Origin of the sequence: Pseudomonas sp. LW8, from assembly GCF_041956865.1 — a bacterium.
Taxonomy (GTDB): domain Bacteria; phylum Pseudomonadota; class Gammaproteobacteria; order Pseudomonadales; family Pseudomonadaceae; genus Aquipseudomonas; species Aquipseudomonas siliginis.
In genome coordinates this window covers 1118854-1137306 of record NZ_CP168138.1, presented here as the reverse complement: position 1 = coordinate 1137306, position 18453 = coordinate 1118854, and the positions used below count along the sequence as shown (strand labels likewise).

Here is an 18453-nt window from a genome sequence, read left to right as displayed (position 1 = left end):
GCCGGTTGTCTATTCGCGCCCTACCTTAAGGGAGAGGCGCGCTGAGGTCGAGATTAAAAATTCAGGTTGTGGGCAAGCGCAATGATGGCACTTGCCGGTCAACGGTATTGGAGGAAGACGTTGTCTCGCCCGAACTGGTCACGCAGGGCTTGAATCAAGGTATCCGCCGGGTCGATCCGCCAGGTCTCGCCGAACTGCAGCAAGGTCTTCGCATCCGGGCTGGTGTACTCCATGGTCACCGGGCACGCGCCGCGATGACGCTTGAGCAGTTCGCCCAACCAGCGTAGCTGATCGCCTTTGAGATCCTGGGTGTGCAGCTTCAGGCGCAGGCTCTCGGCCAAATTGGTCCGCGCATCTTCCATGCTCATCACGCGCTTGACCCGCAGGCGCAGGCCGCCGGAGAAGTCGTCATTGCTGACTTCGCCTTCGACCACCACCATCGCGTCGGTCTGCAGCAGCGATTGCGCCGAATGGAACGCATCGGCAAACAGCGACGCTTCGATCCGTCCGGAGCGGTCGTCAAGGGTGATGAAGCCCATCTTGTCGCCCTTCTTGTTCTTCATCACCCGCAGGGCAATGATCATCCCCGCCACCGTCTGCGTGTCGCGCGCCGGTTTCAGGTCGATGATGCGCTGACGGGCGAAGCGGCGGATTTCGCCTTCGTATTCGTCGATCGGGTGACCGGTCAGGTACAGGCCCAAGGTGTCTTTTTCACCCTTGAGGCGTTCCTTTAGGGTCAGTTCCTTGGCTTTGCGATGAGACGCGTAAACGTCGGCGTCTTCTTCGACGAACAAGCCGCCAAACAGGTCGGCGTGGCCACTGTCGTGGGTCCGCGCAGTCTGCTCGGCCGCCTTGATCGCCTCTTCCATCGCCGCCAGCAGTACCGCGCGGTTACGGTCGATGTTGGCTTGATAGGCCTTTTGTTCGTCGTGGAAATACGGGCCGAGGCGATCCAGCGCACCGCTGCGGATCAGTCCATCGAGGGTGCGCTTGTTGATGCGCTTGAGGTCGACCCGCGCGCAGAAATCGAACAGATCCTTGAACGGACCGGCCTGTCGCGCTTCGGTGATCGCTTCCACCGGACCTTCACCGACACCCTTGATCGCGCCGAGGCCATAAACGATACGGCCGTCGTCGTTCACCGTGAACTTGAACTCCGAAGTGTTCACGTCCGGCGCGTCGAGACGCAGCTTCATCGTCCGCACTTCCTCGATCAAGGTCACGACCTTGTCGGTGTTGTGCATATCCGCCGAAAGTACCGCGGCCATGAACGGCGCCGGGTAGTGAGCTTTCAGCCAAGCGGTCTGGTACGACACCAGGCCGTAAGCGGCGGAGTGGGATTTGTTGAAGCCGTAACCGGCGAATTTTTCCACCAGGTCGAAAATGTTACCGGCAAGATCCGCGTCGATCCCGTTGGTCGCGCAGCCCTCGATGAAGCCGCCGCGCTGCTTGGCCATTTCTTCGGGCTTTTTCTTACCCATCGCCCGACGCAGCATGTCCGCACCGCCGAGGGTGTAACCGGCCATGACCTGGGCAATCTGCATCACCTGTTCCTGATACAGGATGATGCCGTAAGTCGGCGCCAGTACGGGCTTGAGCCCGTCGTACTGGTAGTCCGAGTGCGGATAGGCCAGTTCGGCGCGACCGTGCTTACGGTTGATGAAGTCGTCCACCATGCCCGATTGCAGCGGACCGGGACGGAACAGTGCAACGAGTGCGATCAAGTCTTCCAGGCAGTCGGGCTTGAGCTTTTTGATCAGCTCTTTCATGCCCCGGGATTCAAGCTGGAACACCGCCGTGGTTTCGGCTTTTTGCAGCAACTGATAGGTCGGCTTGTCGTCGAGCGGGATAAAGGCGATATCCAGCGGCGGCTCGTTGACCTTGGCGCGGTCGCGGTTGATGGTTTTCAGCGCCCAGTCGATGATCGTCAGGGTACGCAGGCCTAGGAAGTCGAACTTCACCAGACCGGCGGCCTCAACGTCGTCCTTGTCGAACTGGGTCACCAGACCGTCACCGGCCTCGTCGCAATAGATCGGCGAGAAGTCGGTGAGTTTGGTCGGCGCGATCACCACACCACCGGCGTGCTTACCGACGTTACGCACCACGCCCTCAAGCTTGCGCGCCATCTCCCAGATTTCCGCTGCTTCTTCATCGACCTTGATGAAGTCGCGCAGGATTTCTTCCTGTTCGTAGGCTTTTTCCAGGGTCATGCCGACTTCGAACGGAATCATCTTCGACAGACGATCCGCCAGGCCATAGGACTTGCCCTGCACCCGCGCCACGTCACGGACCACAGCCTTGGCGGCCATGGAACCGAAGGTGATGATCTGGCTCACCGCGTTGCGGCCGTACTTTTCGGCCACGTAATCGATCACCCGGTCACGACCGTCCATGCAGAAGTCGACGTCGAAGTCGGGCATGGAAACCCGTTCCGGGTTGAGGAAACGTTCGAACAGCAGGTCATATTCCAGCGGGTCGAGGTCGGTGATCTTCTGTACGTAAGCCACCAGCGAACCGGCACCCGACCCACGGCCCGGACCCACCGGCACGCCGTTGTTCTTGGCCCACTGGATAAAGTCCATCACGATCAGGAAGTAACCGGGGAAGCCCATCTGGATGATGATATCCAGCTCGAAATTCAAGCGGTCCACATAGACCTGGCGCTTGGCTTCGTAGTCTTCGGTGGTGTCCTTGGGCAGCAGCACCGCCAAGCGTTCTTCGAGCCCTTCGAAGGAGACCTTGCGGAAATATTCGTCGATGGTCATGCCATCGGGGATCGGGAAGTTGGGCAGGAAGTGTGTGCCCAGCTTGACTTCGATGTTGCAGCGCTTGGCGATCTCGACGGTGTTTTCGATGGCGTCGGGAATATCGCTGAACAGCTCGAGCATTTCCTCGGCGCTTTTCAGGTATTGCTGATCGCTGTAATTCTTCGAACGACGCGGGTCATCGAGGGCGCGGCCCTCACCGATGCACACACGAGTTTCGTGGGCGGCGAAGTCTTCCTGCTTGATGAAACGCACATCGTTGGTCGCCACCAGCGGTGCGCCAAGCTTGTCGGCCAGTGCCACGGCGCCGTGCAGCTGTTCTTCATCGTTGGGGCGGTTGGTGCGCTGGATTTCCAGATAGAAGCGATCCGGGAACACCGCCATCCACTCGCGCGCCAGCGCTTCGGCTTCCGCCGGATTGCCGCCGATCATGGCCATGCCGATCTCGCCTTCTTTGGCGGCGGACAGCATGATCAAACCTTCGTTGGCCTCGGCCACCCACTCGCGCTCGACGATGACCATGCCGTTGCGCTGGCCTTCGATGAAGCCACGCGAGATCAATTCGGTGAGATTGCGATAACCCTGAGCGTTCATCACCAGCAGGCTGAGGCGGCTCAGCGGTGCATCCGGGTCCTTGTTCGCCAGCCACAGGTCGGCGCCGCAGATCGGCTTGATGCCGGCGCCCATGGCGTTTTTATAGAACTTGACCAGGGAACACATGTTGTTCTGGTCGGTGACCGCGACCGCCGGCATGTTCATGGCGGTCAGCGCCTTGACCAGCGGCTTGATCCGCACCAGCCCGTCGACCAGGGAGTATTCAGTGTGCAGGCGTAGATGAACGAATGAAGCCGGCATAGTGATCCTGTCCAGTTACATAGAGACAACGAGGCCCGGATTGTACCGGGCCTCGAATAAAACATCAGCCTTGCGCCTAAACCTGCGTCAGGCTTTCCCGCGCCTCGTAAGCCAGGCGTACCGGGGCGAAAGAGCGGCGGTGAATCGGCGTCGGGCCGAGCCGCGCCAGTGCTTCCAGATGAACGGGCGTCGGGTAGCCTTTATGGCCGCCGATGCCGTAGCCCGGGTAGATCAATTCGAATGCCGCCATTTCGCGGTCACGGCTGACCTTGGCCAGAATCGACGCCGCCGCGATCGCCGGCACCTTGCCGTCGCCCTGAATCACCGCCTCGGCACGCATCGGCAAATGCGGGCAGCGGTTACCGTCGATCATCGCCAGTTTCGGCTGAATGTGCAGACCGGCAACCGCGCGCTGCATGGCCAGCATGGTCGCGTGGAGGATATTCAGATCGTCGATTTCCTCGACTTCGGCGCGAGCGATGCACCAGCTCAGCGCCTTTTCGCAGATCTCGTCATAGAGCTTTTCGCGCTTGGCTTCGGTGAGTTTTTTCGAGTCATCGAGGCCTATGATCGGCCGGTTCGGATCGAGAATTACCGCAGCTGTCACCACCGCACCGCACAACGGACCACGACCGACTTCATCAACACCAGCGACCAGTTCTTCGACTTCGGCTACCAGAGTGAAATCCAGGCCCATTTGCATGCTTGTCTTGCTCATTGTGTTTTGCCGATCAGGTCAAGGACGGCTTGCGCCGCCTGATTGGAAGCATCGCGCCGCAGCGTGCGGTGGATCTCGTCGAAGCCGCGGGTCTGTTCATCACCGCCATCGATCAATGGCGACAGCGTCTGCGCCAACGCCTCGACAGTCGCATCATCCTGCAACAACTCCGGCACCAGCAAGCGCTGAGCGAGCAAGTTGGGCAGCGACACGTATGGGCTTTTGACCATGCGCTTGAGAATCCAGAATGTCAGCGGCGCCAACCGATACGCCACCACCATCGGCCGCTTGTACAGCAGCGCTTCAAGGGTAGCAGTGCCGGAGGCGATCAACACGGCGTTGCACGCGGCGAGGGCCAAGTGGGATTTACCGTCGAGCAAGGTTACCGGCAAATCCCGGCCAGCAAGCAAGGCCTCGAGTTGCACCCGGCGTTCCGGGTTTGCACAAGGAATGACAAAGCGCACGCCCGGACGCATGCCGCGCAGACGTTCGGCGGTGTCGAGGAACAGCGCACCGAGGCGACTGACTTCCCCGCCACGGCTGCCCGGCATCAGCGCTACCAGCGGACCGTCGGCCAAGCCTAGTTCGGTGCGTGCAGCGGCGCGGTCGGCTTGCAGCGGAATGGTATCGGCCAAGGTGTGACCGACGAAACGCACCGGCACGCCTTTCTCTTCGTAGAATTTCGCCTCGAACGGCAACAGGGTCAGCATCAGATCGCAGCCTTCGCGGATCTTCAGCACCCGCTTCTGCCGCCACGCCCATACCGAAGGGCTGACGTAATGCACGGTCTTGATCCCGGCCTGACGCAGCTTGAGTTCGATATTGAGGTTGAAATCCGGCGCATCGATGCCGATGAACACGTCCGGCTTCGCGGCGATCAGTGTGGCAATCAGCTCTTTGCGGCGCTTGAGTAACTCACGCAGCCGACCGAGGACCTCCACCAGCCCCATGACCGACAAGCGCTCCATGGGAAAGTACGAGGTCAGGCCTTCAGCCTGCATCAGCGGACCGCCGACGCCGATGAACTCGACTGTCGGGTGCTGAGTCTTGAGCGCGCGCATGAGGCCGGCGCCGAGAATGTCACCGGAAGCCTCACCCGCCACCAGCGCGATACGCAGACTGGCCATGATCAGCGGGTGATGCCGCGAGTCGACGCCTGGATCGAATCGCGGAACACGGCGACTTCAGGGAACTGCGCAGACGGCTCGGCCAGCTCGGCCAGCGCCTGCTCGACCGTCAGGCCCTGCCGATAGACCGTCTTGTAAGCACGACGCAAGGCGTGGATCGCGTCTTCGCTGAAACCGCGACGGCGCATGCCTTCGAAGTTCATGCTGCGCGCTTCGGCCGGGTTGCCGAATACGGTGACGAACGCCGGAACGTCCTTGCCGATCGCCGTGCCCATGCCGGAAAAGCTGTGGGCGCCAATGTGGCAGTACTGATGCACCAGGGTGAAACCGGAGAGGATCGCCCAGTCGTCAACGTGTACATGCCCGGCCAACGCAGTGTTGTTGACCAGAATGCAGTGATTGCCGATGACGCTGTCATGGCCGATGTGGGCATAGGCCATGATCAGGTTGTGATCACCCAGTGTGGTTTCCGAACGGTCCTGCACGGTGCCACGGTGAATGGTCACGCCTTCGCGGATGACGTTGTGGTCGCCGATCACCAGGCGGGTTTCCTCGCCTTTGTACTTCAGATCCGGGGTGTCTTCGCCTACCGAAGAAAACTGGTAGATGCGATTGTTTTTACCAATGCGGGTCGGCCCCTTGAGGATCACGTGCGGCCCGATCACGGTACCCTCGCCGATTTCCACACCTGCGCCGATGATCGACCACGGGCCGACCTCGACGCCGTCAGCCAGAACGGCGGACGGATCGATGATTGCGCGAGGGTCAATCAAACTCATACTTTCTGTTCCGCGCAGATGATTTCTGCCGAGCAGACCGGCTTGCCGTCCACCGAAGCCTGGCATTCGAACTTCCAGATCTTGCGCTTGCAGCTGATGAAAGTCGCTTCAAGGATCAACTGATCGCCCGGCTTGACTGGCTGGCGGAAGCGCAGCTTGTCGGAACCGACGAAGTAATACAGGGTGCCGTCGGCCGGTTTGACGTCGAGCATCTTGAAACCGAGGATCCCGGCAGCCTGAGCCATCGCTTCGATGATCAGCACGCCCGGCATGATTGGATGCGCAGGGAAGTGACCATTGAAGAACGGTTCATTGATGCTGACATTCTTGTAGGCGCGAATTCGCTTGCCTTCAGTGTCCAGTTCCACCACCCGGTCCACCAGCAGGAACGGGTAACGGTGAGGCAGGTATTCGCGAATCTCGTTGATGTCCATCATTTCAGGGGAAAGCCTATGTAAAGATTGGGAGCGCGACTGACGCGCACTCCTCTAGCAAATCAAGGAGGCAGTCCAGAGGCTGTGCACACTTGATATGGAAATGGTATCAGCCATCAGATGAAGCATTACCGTCAGGGGTCACTTCCCCAACGCGCTTTTCCAGCTGTTTTAACCGTCGCGCGATGTCATCGAGCTGACGGATGCGGGCCGCGCTTTTGCGCCATTCGGCCGCCGGTTGCATGGCTGTGCCGGAAGAATAGGCGCCCGGCTCGGTAATCGAGTGAGTCACCATGGTCATCCCGGTCAGGAAAACGTTGTCGCAAATATCAATGTGGCCGACCAGACCTACACCGCCAGCGAGCATGCAGTGCTTGCCGATCTTGGTGCTGCCGGAAATGCCGACGCACGCAGCCATGGCGGTGTGATCACCGACCTGGACGTTGTGCGCGATCTGAATCTGGTTGTCGAGCTTCACGCCATTGCCAATCACCGTATCGGCCAGAGCGCCGCGGTCGATGGCGGTGTTCACGCCGATCTCGACATCGTCGCCGATGGTCACGCCACCGATCTGGGCGATTTTCTGCCAGACACCTTTCTCGTTGGCGAAGCCGAAGCCCTCACCGCCGATGACTGCGCCGGACTGAATAACCACACGCTTACCGATGCGCACATCGTGATAGAGCGTGACGCGCGGAGCCAGCCAGCCGCCTTCACCGATTTCGCTGCGCGCGCCGACTACGCAATGCGCGCCCAGCGTGACCTGTGCAGCGATGCGTGCACCGGCTTCGATCACCACGAACGGACCGATGCTGGCACTTGGATCAACCACTGCGTCCGCCGCGATCACCGCTGTCGGATGAATCCCGCCAGCCGCTTTTGGCTTTGGATCGAACAGATGCGAGATGCGTGCATAGGCCAGGTAAGGGTCCGGCACCACCAGGGCATTACCGGCAAAACCCTCAGCGTCGGCCTCCTTGAGCAGCAGTGCAGCTGCCTGAGAACCGGCCAGGTATTTGCGGTATTGGGGATTTGCCAGAAAGCTCAACTGAGCTGGGCCAGCCTCTTGCAAAGTGGCTAGCCCAGTAATTTGCGTCTCGGGGTCGCCACGCAGGGTGGCGCCGAGGTGCTCGGCCAACTGGCCGAGCCTGATAGTCACGGTCATGGGTTACTTCAGCTGATTCATGCGCTCGATAACCTGGCGCGTGATGTCGTACTGAGGTTTGACATCGATGACTGCGCCACGCTCGAACACCAGGTCAAAACCACCTTTCTTGATGACTTCTTCCACGGCACTGTCCAGTTTCGGCTTCAGTTGCTTGAGCATTTCACGGTCGGCAACGGCTTTGGCTTCATTCAGTTCCTTGGACTGGAACTGGAAGTCACGAGCCTTTTGCTTGAATTCCAGCTCCAGACGCTCACGCTCGCCCTGCTGCATTTTGTCGCCACCGGCCATCAGACGGTCCTGAATGCCTTTGGCGCTGCTTTCCAGGGTTTTCAGCTTGGTCAGTTGCGGACCGAACTTCTTCTCTGCATCCACCGCGTACTTCTTCGCCGCGTCGGATTCCAGCAGAGCCATCTGATAGTTCAGCACGGCAATTTTCATGTCGGCGAACGCCGGGCCTGCCACCAGTACGGAGGCCAGGAGAACCAATTGAGTCAACTTACGCACGATGCACTCCTACAAAATCCATTGTCGTTATCTTGGGTCAGACGCTTAGAACGTCTGGCCGAGGGAGAATTGGAACACTTGAGTTTCAGCGTCATCCGGTTTCTTGATCGGCATCGCCAGGGCGAAGCTCAACGGACCCAGTGCGGTGACCCAGGTCACGCCGACACCTACGGAACTGGCCATGTTGCTCAGGCTGATGTCGTTGCACTTGGTGTTGGACGACGAACCATTGGCGTTCGTAGTGTCCTTGCACTGCGAGTCAAACACGTTACCGACATCCCAGAAGACCGAAGTCCGCAGGGAACGCTGATCCTTGACGAATGGCAGCGGGAACAGGACTTCCACGCCACCCTGGATCAGGACGTTACCACCGAACGGCAGCGGATCCTGGTCCGGGTCTGCAATAGTGCCCGGGTTGTTACCACGGCTCGGCGTACTACGCGGGCCGAGGGTGCTGTCCTTGAAGCCACGAACCGAGTTGAAACCACCGGCATAGTAGTTTTCATAGAACGGCAGACCATCGGTCGAACCGTAACCATCGCCATAACCGAGTTCGGAGTGCAGGCGCAGTGTGTAGTTTTCGGTGATCGGCTGGAACAGCTGACCACGGTAGTCAAGTTTGAAGAACGACAGGTCGCTGCCAGGAATGGTGGTTTCCAGGGTCAGGCTCTGGGAACGACCACGGGTCGGCAACACGCCTTTGTTCAGGGTCGACTCGGACCAACCGGCCGAGGCCTTGAAGTTCAGGTAGTTGTCGCCTTCCTTCTCGACGAAATCGAAAATCTCGTCAACGGTATAGCGACCGGTGTTGATCTTGTCCTGCTGGGCAGACAGACCGAACGTCAGACGCGAAGTCTCACTGATCGGGTAGCCAACGTTCACGCCCGCACCGAGGCTGTCTACCGCATAGCTGGAAATATCGGCATCGAGTTCATCGTAGTCGGTGGTGCGATAGAACGCGTTGTAACCCAGGCTCACGCCATCAGCGGTCCAGTAGGGGTCAACGTAGCCGAAGTTGTAGCGGCTCTGGTATTCGCTGCGGGTCAGGCCGATGCTGACGCGGTTACCGGTACCGAGGAAGTTGTTCTGGGTGATCGAGCCACCGAGGATCAGACCGGCGCTCTGGGCGAAACCGACGCTGGCGGTGATCGAACCGGAAGCCTGTTCTTCAACGGCGTAATTCACATCAACCTGGTCGTCGACACCTGGCACAGCCGGGGTTTCAACGTTGACTTCCTTGAAGAAGCCCAGACGCTCAAGACGGGTCTTGGACTGGTCGATCAGGTAGGTCGAAGCCCAGCCACCTTCCATCTGACGCATTTCACGACGCAGCACTTCGTCCTCGGACTTGGTGTTGCCACGGAAATTGATGCGGTTTACGTAGGCACGCTTGCCCGGATCGACAGCGAAGAGGATGTCCACAGTGTGGTCATCATCATGCGGCTGAGGCACGCCGTTGACGTTGGCGAAGGTGTAGCCCTCGTTACCCAGACGACGGGTGATCAGCTCGGAGGTGGTGGTCATCAGCTTGCGCGAGAACACCTGGCCCTTCTGCACGAGCAACAGCGACTTGATCTGGTCTTCAGGGACTTTCAGGTCACCGCTGAGCTTGACGTCACGAACGGTGTACTTCTCGCCTTCGGTGACGTTGACAGTAATGTAGACGTGCTTCTTGTCCGGGGTAATCGATACCTGGGTCGAAGCGATGTCCATGTTGATATAGCCGCGGTCCAGATAGTAGGAACGCAGACGCTCCAGGTCACCGGAAAGTTTTTCACGGGCATATTTGTCATCGTTCTTGAAGAACGACAGCCAGTTGGTGGTTTTCAGTTCGAACAGGTCGGTCAGGTCTTCCTCAGGGAAAACCGTATTGCCTACCACGTTGATGTGCTGAATGGCGGCAACGGTACCTTCGTTGATCTTGACCTTCAGACCCACGCGGTTACGCGGCTGCGAAACCACTTCGGTGTCAACGGTTGCCGAGTAGCGACCCTGGGCGACGTACTGACGTTGCAGTTCGTTACGCACACCCTCGAGGGTGGCGCGCTGGAAGATTTCGCCTTCGGCCAGACCGGATTGCTTGAGGCCCTTCATCAGGTCTTCAGTAGAGATGGCCTTGTTGCCTTCGATCTCGATACTGGCGACCGATGGACGCTCGACCACGGTGATGACCAGAACGTTGCCTTCGCGGCCCAGCTGGATATCTTGAAAGAAACCGGTTTTGAACAACGCACGAGTGGATTCCACCAGGCGACGATCATCCGCCTGCTCGCCGACGTTCAACGGCAAGGCACCAAAGACGCTACCCGCGGAGACCCGCTGGAGGCCATTGACGCGAATATCAGAGATAGTGAAGGACTCGGCGTGAACTTCGGCGATCATCAATACGGTGAGAACCGCAGTTAGCAGCAGACGTTTCATGAAGTCCTTTCTTATTCCAACTGGCAATAAACAAACTGCCGCAAAATGCGGCAGATTCGCAATTCAGCGAAGCGTTACAGTCGACCCAGATCGTTGACCAGAGCAAGCAACATCACCCCGACCACCAAACTGATACCGATCTGTATCCCCCAACCTTGCACCCGATCCGACAAGGGGCGACCACGCACCCACTCGATCAGATAAAACAACAAATGCCCCCCATCCAGTACAGGAATGGGCAGCAAATTCAGAACGCCCAGGCTAATACTCAGATAAGCAAGGAAATTCAGGAAATCAGCGACGCCCGACTGGGCAGAAGCGCCCGCCACTTTAGCAATGGTTATCGGTCCACTCAAGTTTTTTACCGAGAGCTCGCCGAACAGCATTTTCTTCAGTGAATCCAGAGTCAGAATGCTCATGGTCCAAGTGCGACGGGCACCCTCGCCAATCGCGGCCAGCGGGCCATAGCTGACTTCGCGGATCATTTCCGGTGGCCAGTCGATGGCTTTGACGCCAGCGCCCAGATAACCGCTTGGCGATTTGCTTTCACCGCGCGCCGCCAGGGTCACAGGGACGTCGATTTGAGCATTGTCGCGCTCGATGCGCAGCATGATTTTGGTATCAGGACGCGTACGAACGGTATCAACCACCTGCTGCCAGTCACTCAGCGGCTGACCATCAAGAGCCAGCAAGCGATCGCCGGTTTTCAGCCCGGCGGCCTGGGCCGGACCTTTCGGGTCCAGCTCGGCAAGCACCGGCGGCAAGGCCGGACGCCAAGGACGAATACCCAGCGAGCGGATCGGATCCGGCTCGTCGGCACCTTTTAGCCAGTTATCCAGTGCCAGCGTGCGGGGCGACTCAGCGGTCGAGCCCTGCTCGCGCACCAGCAATTGAATCGCACCGCTTTCACCGAGACGACGCACCAGTTGCAGATTGACCGCAGCCCAACCGGACGTTGGCTCGCCATCGATCGAGACGATCTCCTGACCCGCGTTCAGACCAGCCTTGGCGGCAATGCTGCCAGACTCGACCGCGCCGATGACCGGCCGCACCTGCTCGCTGCCGAGCATCGCCAGCACCCAGAAAAACACCAGCGCCAGCAGGAAGTTGGCAATCGGGCCGGCGGCAACAATAGCAATGCGCTGACGTACCGATTTGCGATTGAACGACTGATCAAGCTGATCGACCGGCACTTCGCCTTCGCGCTCGTCGAGCATCTTGACGTAGCCGCCCAGCGGAATCGCGGCGACCACGAACTCAGTGCCTTGCTTGTCATGCCAGCGCAGCAGCGGCATGCCGAAGCCCACGGAAAAACGCAGAACCTTGACGCCACAGCGACGCGCGACCCAGAAGTGGCCGAATTCGTGGAAGGTGACCAGCACACCCAGGGCGATCAGGGTGCCGGCAATCATATAGAGCGCGCTCATCTACTTTCTCCGCAATCCTGTTCAGTGTCGCGTGTCGCCGTTGTGTTGCAAAAACTATCGGCCGTGCCGACTCAACCATTGCTCGGCCAGCAATCGCGCTTTCGCGTCCGCCGTAAATACGGCATCCAGATCGTTCAGCGCCACCACCGGCTCCAGATTCAAGACTTCCTCGATGATACTCGCGATTTCCAGGTAGCGAACCCGTCCGTCGAGAAACGCTGCAACCGCCACTTCATTGGCCGCGTTAAGCATCGCCGGCGCGCTGTCGCCAGCTTCGGCCGCCTGACGGGCCAAACGCAGGCAGGGGAAACGGCTTTCATCGGGCGCTTCGAAATCCAGTCGTGCAATGGCGAACAGATCAAGTGGCGCTACGCCGGAATCGATACGCTCCGGCCAGGCCAGGGCATTGGCGATCGGGGTGCGCATGTCGGGGTTGCCCAATTGCGCCAGCACCGAGCCATCGACGTAATCCACCAGAGAATGGATCACGCTTTGCGGATGAATTACCACTTCGACCTGAGCCGGCTTGGCGTCGAACAACCAGCAGGCTTCGATCAGTTCCAGGCCCTTATTCATCATGCTCGCTGAATCCACGGAGATCTTGCGCCCCATGGACCAGTTCGGATGTGCACACGCCTGCTCAGGCGAAACATTCGCCAGCTCGGACATCGGTGTCTGCCGGAAAGGCCCGCCAGAGGCTGTCAGCAAAATCCGCCGCACACCCACCGAGCTCAAGCCGCGGGCGAAATCCGCTGGCATGCATTGAAAAATCGCATTGTGTTCGCTGTCGATCGGCAGCAGTACCGAACCGCTTTTGCGCACGGCCTGCATGAACAGAGCGCCGGACATCACCAGCGCTTCTTTATTGGCCAGCAGAATCTTCTTGCCCGCCTCGACCGCCGCCAGTGTCGGACGCAGCCCGGCCGCACCGACGATGGCCGCCATTACTGCATCGACTTCGGGCGCGGAGGCAACCTGACACAGGCCCTCCTCGCCTACCAGGACGCGAGTCGGCAAACCGGCTGCACGCAAGTCATCCTGCAAACCGCGCGCTGCGGCCACTTCAGGCACCACGGCAAACTGCGGCACATGACGCACGCACAACGCGAACAACTCAGTGAGGCGCGTGAAACCACTCAATGCGAAAACCTGATAACGCTCAGGATGACGCGCAATCACATCAAGGGTGCTCAGACCGATCGAACCGGTCGCACCCAACACCGTAATCTGCTGGGGACGACTCACGGTGCGGCCATCCAGAGCAATACGGCGAACACCGGAATGGCCGCGGTCAGGCTGTCGATGCGATCCAGCACGCCACCATGCCCGGGCAGCAGATTACTGCTGTCCTTGATGCCGGATTGGCGCTTGAACATGCTTTCGGTAAGGTCACCGACCACGGAAATAAAGACGATCACTGCAGCGCCGATCAGGCCTTTGAGCAGCTCGGCCACGGTCCAGTCGCGCACCAGCCCGACAATCGCGGTAATCACCAGACTCAGCGCCAGACCACCGTATACGCCTTCCCAGCTCTTGCCCGGGCTGACCTGCGGCGCGAGCTTGCGCTTGCCGAACTTGCGCCCGGAAAAGTAAGCGCCGATGTCCGCGCCCCAGACCAACACCATCACCGCCATGATCAACCAGTTACCCAGCGGGTACTGCTTGATCTGCACCAGACCCTGCCACGCAGGTAGCAGGATCAGCAGACCAATCAGCAGTTTGGTCGCCGCTGTGGACCAGTGCGCGCTCGAGCGTGGATACGTCAGCACCAGATAAGTCGCAATCGCCCACCAGATTACCGATGCACCGAGCACCCAAGGCGCAAGCCCGGGCAGCACGTACATGACAAACAGCATCAAGGCGACCACGGCGGCAAAGCCGACGCGGAACGATTGTGCGGTGAAGCCGGCCAGACGCGCCCATTCCCACGCACCGAGACTGACTACCAGACCGATGAACAGCGCGAAGCCGGCACCTTTGAGCAGGTAAAACCCGCACAAGGCGATCGGCAGCAGGATCAGTGCAGTGATGATTCGTTGTTTAAGCATTAAACCCGGGCTCCAGCTTCGACCTGTTCGCTCGTTTTACCGAAACGACGCTGGCGCGAAGCGAAATCGGCCAGCGCAGTGCGCATGGCGTCGTGTTTGAAGTCCGGCCAGAACAGGTCGGAGAAGTACAGCTCGGCGTAGGCCAGCTGCCACAGCAGGAAGTTGCTGATGCGATGCTCGCCACCGGTGCGGATGCATAGGTCAGGCAACGGCAGATCGCCGGTGGCCAGACAAGTCTGCAGCAGATCCGGGGTAATGTCCTCCGGGCGCAAATGCCCGGCCTGGACTTCACGCGCCAGACGCTGCGCGGCCTGAGCGATATCCCACTGGCCGCCATAGTTGGCGGCGATCTGCAGGACAAAGCGGTTGGCACCGACCGTCATGGCCTCGGCCTCGCGCATCGCCGCCTGAAGCTCAGGGTGGAAGCGCGAGCGATCGCCAATGATGCGCAGGCTGATGTTGTTGTCGTTGAGACGCTTGGCCTCACGACGCAGAGCCTTGAAGAATAGATCCATCAAGGCACTGACTTCATCGGCCGGGCGCTGCCAGTTTTCACTGGAGAAGGCGAACAGGGTCAGGACTTCGACCTTGGCCTCAGCGCACACCTCGATCACCGCCCGCACAGCATCCACGCCCGCTTTATGCCCGGCGACACCCGGCATAAAGCGTTTTTTCGCCCAGCGATTATTGCCATCCATGATGATCGCGACATGGCGCGGCACCGCGGACGGCGCAGTCTGCTTGGTCTTGTCCATTTAAAGCTCGACCCTTATACGGCCATCAGGTCTTTTTCTTTCTCGTCCGTGGCCTTGGTGATCTGGGCCTCGGATTCTTTGGTCAGCTTGTCGATATCGGCGATGGCACGACGCTCTTCGTCTTCGCTGATTTCCTTGTCCTTGACCAGTTTTTTCAACTCGCCCAAGGCATCGCGACGGATGTTGCGCACGGCTACGCGCGCGTCTTCGGCTGCACTGCGGGCCTGCTTGGTGAAGCCTTTGCGCGTTTCTTCGGTAAGGGCAGGCATCGGGATCAACAGCAACTCGCCCAGGTTGGTCGGGTTGAGGTTCAGACCGGCGCTCTGGATTGCCTTGTCGACGGCAGCGAGCATGTTGCGCTCGAAGGCCACGACCTGCAGGGTGCGCGAGTCCTTTACGGTGACGTTGGCAACGCCGCTCAGCGGAGTGTCAGTGCCGTAGTAAGGCACCATGACGCTACCCAGAATGCTCGGGTGAGCCTTGCCGGTACGAATCTGGCCGAACGCGTGGTTCAGAGATTCCAGGGATTTCTGCATACGCGCTTGGGCGTCTTTCTTGATTTCGTTGATCATTGTTGGCCTTCCTCGATCAAAGTCCCTTCAGCGCCGCCGTGCACGATGTTCAGCAGGGCGCCGGGCTTGTTCATGTTGAATACGCGCAGCGGCATCTTGTGATCGCGGCACAGGCAGATGGCAGTCAGATCCATTACGCCCAGCTTGCGATCCAGTACTTCATCATAAGTCAGATGATCGAACTTCTCGGCATGCGGGTCTTTGAACGGGTCTGCGGTGTACACGCCATCAACCTTGGTGGCCTTGAGCACTACGTCGGCGTCGATTTCGATTGCACGCAGGCAGGCTGCCGAATCCGTAGTGAAGAACGGATTGCCGGTACCGGCCGCGAAGATCACGACGTCTTTGGAGTTCAGGTGACGCATGGCTTTGCGGCGATCGTAGTGATCGGTCACACCGACCATGGAGATGGCGGACATGACGATGGCCGAGATATTGGCACGTTCCAGCGCATCGCGCATGGCCAGGGCGTTCATCACAGTGGCCAGCATGCCCATGTGGTCGCCCGTGACCCGATCCATCCCGGCCTTGCTCAGGGCTTCGCCACGGAACAGGTTGCCACCGCCGATGACCAGACCGACCTGGACGCCGATGCCGACCAGCTGGCCGACTTCCAGCGCCATGCGATCCAGTACCTTCGGATCGATCCCGAACTCTTCCGAGCCCATCAGGGCCTCGCCGCTAAGCTTGAGTAGAATGCGTTTATAGCGAGCCTGATAACCACTGCCCTGCTGAGCCATTGCGAATCTCTCCTGCGGCGTATTTAAAATTCTTTGCGAGCTGTTTACAGCTGGCGTTCACTCTAGCTTGGCGCTGCTGCAGCGCCATCGGAACATGGCTTTGTAAGTCAGTTCCGGGTGGAAACCAAATAAAAAATTGGTACCCCATCTGAAAAGAGGCTGCGCGCGTTAGCGGGCAGCCTCTTTCGGGCGACAGTTGAAAAACCGTCTTATTGCTTGGCGGCAGCCAGCTGGGCAGCAACTTCTTCAGCGAAGTTGTCGACCGGCTTCTCGATGCCTTCGCCTACTTTGAAGTAAGTGAAGGAAACGATTTCAGCGCCGGCTTTCTTGGCCAGCTCGCCAACCTTGACTTCAGGGTTCTTGACGAACGCCTGCTCGACCAGGCTCGCTTCTGCCAGGAACTTGCTGATACGGCCTTTGACCATGTTCTCAACAATGTTTTCTGGCTTGCCTTTGATCTTTTCTTCGTTCAGCTGCAGGAACACAGCTTTCTCACGCTCGATCGCTTCGTCGGAGACTTGCGAAGGCAGCAGGAACTCAGGGTTGCTTGCAGCAACGTGCATAGCGATGTCTTTGGCCAGCTCGACGTCACCGCCTTTCAGGACAACAGCAACACCGATCTTGTTACCGTGCAGGTAGGTGCCGACAACGTCACCTTCTACGCGTACCAGACGACGGATGTTGACGTTCTCGCCGACTTTGGCAACCAGCGCTTCACGAGCCGTTTCCTGAGCGGCGATCAGCGGAGCTGCGTCGGTCAGTTTTTCGTCGAAAGCTTTTTCTACGCTGGCAGCAACGAAGTTCTTGAAATCGTCTTGCAGGGCCAGGAAGTCGGTCTGCGAGTTGACTTCCAGCAGCACGGCTGCCTTGTCATTCGATTTGATGGCGATTGCGCCTTCAGCGGCAACGTTGCCAGCTTTTTTCGCAGCCTTGATGGCGCCCGAAGCACGCATGTCATCAATGGCTTTTTCGATGTCGCCGTCAGCCTTTTCCAGGGCTTTCTTGCAATCCATCATGCCTTCGCCGGTACGCTCGCGCAGTTCTTTGACCAACGCTGCAGTAATTGCTGCCATTTTCAAATTCCTCTTGGATAGGTTTTCAACCATTCCACCCGATCGAACGGGCGTTCAATTCTTCCCGAACCACCCATGTTGGCTGCCGCACATGACAAATACAGACGTGGGCGCCGACAAATGGTTTTCGAGGTGGCAAAAAGGGGGCCAAGCCCCCTTTTTGCTTACTGAGTCAACGCCAGGGGCGTCGATTACTCAGCTGCAGCCTGAGTTTCTTCAGCTGCGAATTCAACAGTACCGCCAGCAACGTTGTTGCGACCGCGGATAACTGCGTCAGCCATCGAACCCATGTACAGCTGGATAGCGCGGATGGCGTCATCGTTGCCTGGGATGATGTAGTCAACGCCTTCCGGGCTGCTGTTGGTATCGACAACGCCGATGACCGGGATGCCCAGCTTGTTGGCTTCGGTGATCGCGATGCGCTCGTGGTCAACGTCGATCACGAACAGTGCGTCTGGCAGACCGCCCATGTCCTTGATGCCGCCCAGCGAACGATCCAGCTTCTCAAGATCACGGGAGCGCATCAGCGCTTCTTTCTTGGTCAGCTTGGCGAAAGTACCGTCTTCGGCTTGAACTTCAAGGTCACGCAGACGCTTGATGGAAGCACGAATGGTCTTGAAGTTGGTCAGCATGCCGCCCAACCAGCGGTGATCGACGTACGGCGAACCGCAACGTGCTGCTTCTTCAGCAACGATCTTGCCAGCGGAACGCTTGGTGCCGACGAACAGAATCTTGTTTTTGCCCTGGGCCAGACGCTCTACGAAAGTCAGAGCTTCGTTGAACATTGGCAGGGTTTTTTCAAGGTTGATGATGTGAATCTTGTTACGCGCGCCGAAAATGTACTTACCCATTTTCGGATTCCAGTAACGGGTTTGGTGACCGAAGTGCACACCGGCCTTCAGCATATCGCGCATGTTGACTTGGGACATGATAGTTCCTTGATAAGTCGGGTTTGGCCTCCACGTATCCCAATGACCAACCAGAGGCATAAAGCCCAAGGCACCCAGGTCATCGTGTCGACACGTGTGTGGATTTAAGCTTTTCGGGGCATCCCCGGAAAGCGGCGC

16 protein-coding genes are annotated in these 18453 nt (G+C 58.9%); all 16 read right to left on the bottom strand.

The features are described 5' to 3' along the window. Positions 1–98 precede the first annotated feature (98 nt). On the bottom strand, positions 99–3620 hold the full coding sequence (gene dnaE, locus AB9L16_RS05070) for a DNA polymerase III subunit alpha (protein ID WP_122747625.1): 3522 nt from the start codon (positions 3618–3620) through the stop codon (positions 99–101). A gap of 76 nt (positions 3621–3696) precedes the next feature. Next, entirely contained in the window at positions 3697–4323 is a 627-nt protein-coding gene (rnhB, locus tag AB9L16_RS05065) for a ribonuclease HII (protein ID WP_252886035.1), read from the bottom strand. Between the two features lie 11 nt (positions 4324–4334). After that, entirely contained in the window at positions 4335–5465 is a 1131-nt protein-coding gene (lpxB, locus tag AB9L16_RS05060) for a lipid-A-disaccharide synthase (protein WP_370695114.1), read from the bottom strand. Positions 5466–5467: 2 nt separating this feature from the next. Further along, a complete protein-coding gene (gene lpxA, locus AB9L16_RS05055; RefSeq protein WP_150636319.1) occupies positions 5468–6244 on the bottom strand; it encodes an acyl-ACP--UDP-N-acetylglucosamine O-acyltransferase in 777 nt (258 codons plus the stop codon). Beyond that, entirely contained in the window at positions 6241–6681 is a 441-nt protein-coding gene (gene fabZ / locus AB9L16_RS05050; RefSeq protein ID WP_016771469.1) for a 3-hydroxyacyl-ACP dehydratase FabZ, read from the bottom strand. Before fabZ ends, lpxA begins: the two co-directional genes overlap by 4 nt. A 106-nt stretch (positions 6682–6787) precedes the next feature. Continuing rightward, positions 6788–7843: a UDP-3-O-(3-hydroxymyristoyl)glucosamine N-acyltransferase gene (lpxD, locus tag AB9L16_RS05045; protein WP_056783213.1), complete on the bottom strand. Its 1056-nt coding sequence runs from the start codon at positions 7841–7843 to the stop codon at positions 6788–6790. Between the two features lie 3 nt (positions 7844–7846). After that, entirely contained in the window at positions 7847–8350 is a 504-nt protein-coding gene (locus tag AB9L16_RS05040; protein ID WP_003222140.1) for an OmpH family outer membrane protein, read from the bottom strand. Between the two features lie 45 nt (positions 8351–8395). Continuing rightward, on the bottom strand, positions 8396–10771 hold the full coding sequence (bamA, locus tag AB9L16_RS05035; protein WP_041478127.1) for an outer membrane protein assembly factor BamA: 2376 nt from the start codon (positions 10769–10771) through the stop codon (positions 8396–8398). Positions 10772–10845: 74 nt separating this feature from the next. After that, a complete protein-coding gene (rseP, locus tag AB9L16_RS05030) occupies positions 10846–12198 on the bottom strand; it encodes a sigma E protease regulator RseP (protein WP_056783211.1) in 1353 nt (450 codons plus the stop codon). Between the two features lie 54 nt (positions 12199–12252). After that, on the bottom strand, positions 12253–13443 hold the full coding sequence (gene ispC / locus AB9L16_RS05025) for a 1-deoxy-D-xylulose-5-phosphate reductoisomerase (protein ID WP_375123191.1): 1191 nt from the start codon (positions 13441–13443) through the stop codon (positions 12253–12255). Continuing rightward, positions 13440–14246 (bottom strand): phosphatidate cytidylyltransferase, encoded by an 807-nt coding sequence (locus AB9L16_RS05020; RefSeq protein ID WP_375123190.1) that lies wholly within the window; start codon positions 14244–14246, stop codon positions 13440–13442. The genes ispC and AB9L16_RS05020 overlap by 4 nt, the downstream gene beginning before the upstream one ends. Continuing rightward, positions 14246–15001, bottom strand: a complete 756-nt coding sequence (gene uppS / locus AB9L16_RS05015) for a polyprenyl diphosphate synthase (protein WP_016771475.1) — start codon at positions 14999–15001, stop codon at positions 14246–14248. The genes AB9L16_RS05020 and uppS overlap by 1 nt, the downstream gene beginning before the upstream one ends. Before the next feature lie 14 nt (positions 15002–15015). Further along, positions 15016–15573, bottom strand: a complete 558-nt coding sequence (gene frr, locus AB9L16_RS05010; protein WP_007954771.1) for a ribosome recycling factor — start codon at positions 15571–15573, stop codon at positions 15016–15018. After that, on the bottom strand, positions 15570–16313 hold the full coding sequence (pyrH, locus tag AB9L16_RS05005) for a UMP kinase (protein WP_003222124.1): 744 nt from the start codon (positions 16311–16313) through the stop codon (positions 15570–15572). The genes frr and pyrH overlap by 4 nt, the downstream gene beginning before the upstream one ends. A 209-nt stretch (positions 16314–16522) precedes the next feature. Then, positions 16523–17386 carry a translation elongation factor Ts gene (tsf, locus tag AB9L16_RS05000; protein WP_095180487.1) on the bottom strand — a complete coding sequence of 288 codons (864 nt, stop codon included), beginning with the start codon at positions 17384–17386 and terminating at the stop codon, positions 16523–16525. Positions 17387–17577: 191 nt separating this feature from the next. After that, a complete protein-coding gene (rpsB, locus tag AB9L16_RS04995; protein WP_003222119.1) occupies positions 17578–18315 on the bottom strand; it encodes a 30S ribosomal protein S2 in 738 nt (245 codons plus the stop codon). Positions 18316–18453 lie beyond the last annotated feature (138 nt).

Bases quoted from the DNA above. Each gene is read 5' to 3' on its own strand.
- dnaE (WP_122747625.1), bottom strand. From the start codon at position 3,620: ATGCCGGCTTCATTCGTTCATCTACGCCTGCACACTGAATACTCCCTG.
- rnhB (WP_252886035.1), bottom strand. From the start codon at position 4,323: ATGCAAATGGGCCTGGATTTCACTCTGGTAGCCGAAGTCGAAGAACTG.
- lpxB (WP_370695114.1), bottom strand. From the start codon at position 5,465: ATGGCCAGTCTGCGTATCGCGCTGGTGGCGGGTGAGGCTTCCGGTGAC.
- lpxA (WP_150636319.1), bottom strand. From the start codon at position 6,244: ATGAGTTTGATTGACCCTCGCGCAATCATCGATCCGTCCGCCGTTCTG.
- fabZ (WP_016771469.1), bottom strand. From the start codon at position 6,681: ATGATGGACATCAACGAGATTCGCGAATACCTGCCTCACCGTTACCCG.
- lpxD (WP_056783213.1), bottom strand. From the start codon at position 7,843: ATGACCGTGACTATCAGGCTCGGCCAGTTGGCCGAGCACCTCGGCGCC.
- bamA (WP_041478127.1), bottom strand. From the start codon at position 10,771: ATGAAACGTCTGCTGCTAACTGCGGTTCTCACCGTATTGATGATCGCC.
- rseP (WP_056783211.1), bottom strand. From the start codon at position 12,198: ATGAGCGCGCTCTATATGATTGCCGGCACCCTGATCGCCCTGGGTGTG.
- AB9L16_RS05020 (WP_375123190.1), bottom strand. From the start codon at position 14,246: ATGCTTAAACAACGAATCATCACTGCACTGATCCTGCTGCCGATCGCC.
- uppS (WP_016771475.1), bottom strand. From the start codon at position 15,001: ATGGACAAGACCAAGCAGACTGCGCCGTCCGCGGTGCCGCGCCATGTC.
- frr (WP_007954771.1), bottom strand. From the start codon at position 15,573: ATGATCAACGAAATCAAGAAAGACGCCCAAGCGCGTATGCAGAAATCC.
- pyrH (WP_003222124.1), bottom strand. From the start codon at position 16,313: ATGGCTCAGCAGGGCAGTGGTTATCAGGCTCGCTATAAACGCATTCTA.
- tsf (WP_095180487.1), bottom strand. From the start codon at position 17,386: ATGGCAGCAATTACTGCAGCGTTGGTCAAAGAACTGCGCGAGCGTACC.
- rpsB (WP_003222119.1), bottom strand. From the start codon at position 18,315: ATGTCCCAAGTCAACATGCGCGATATGCTGAAGGCCGGTGTGCACTTC.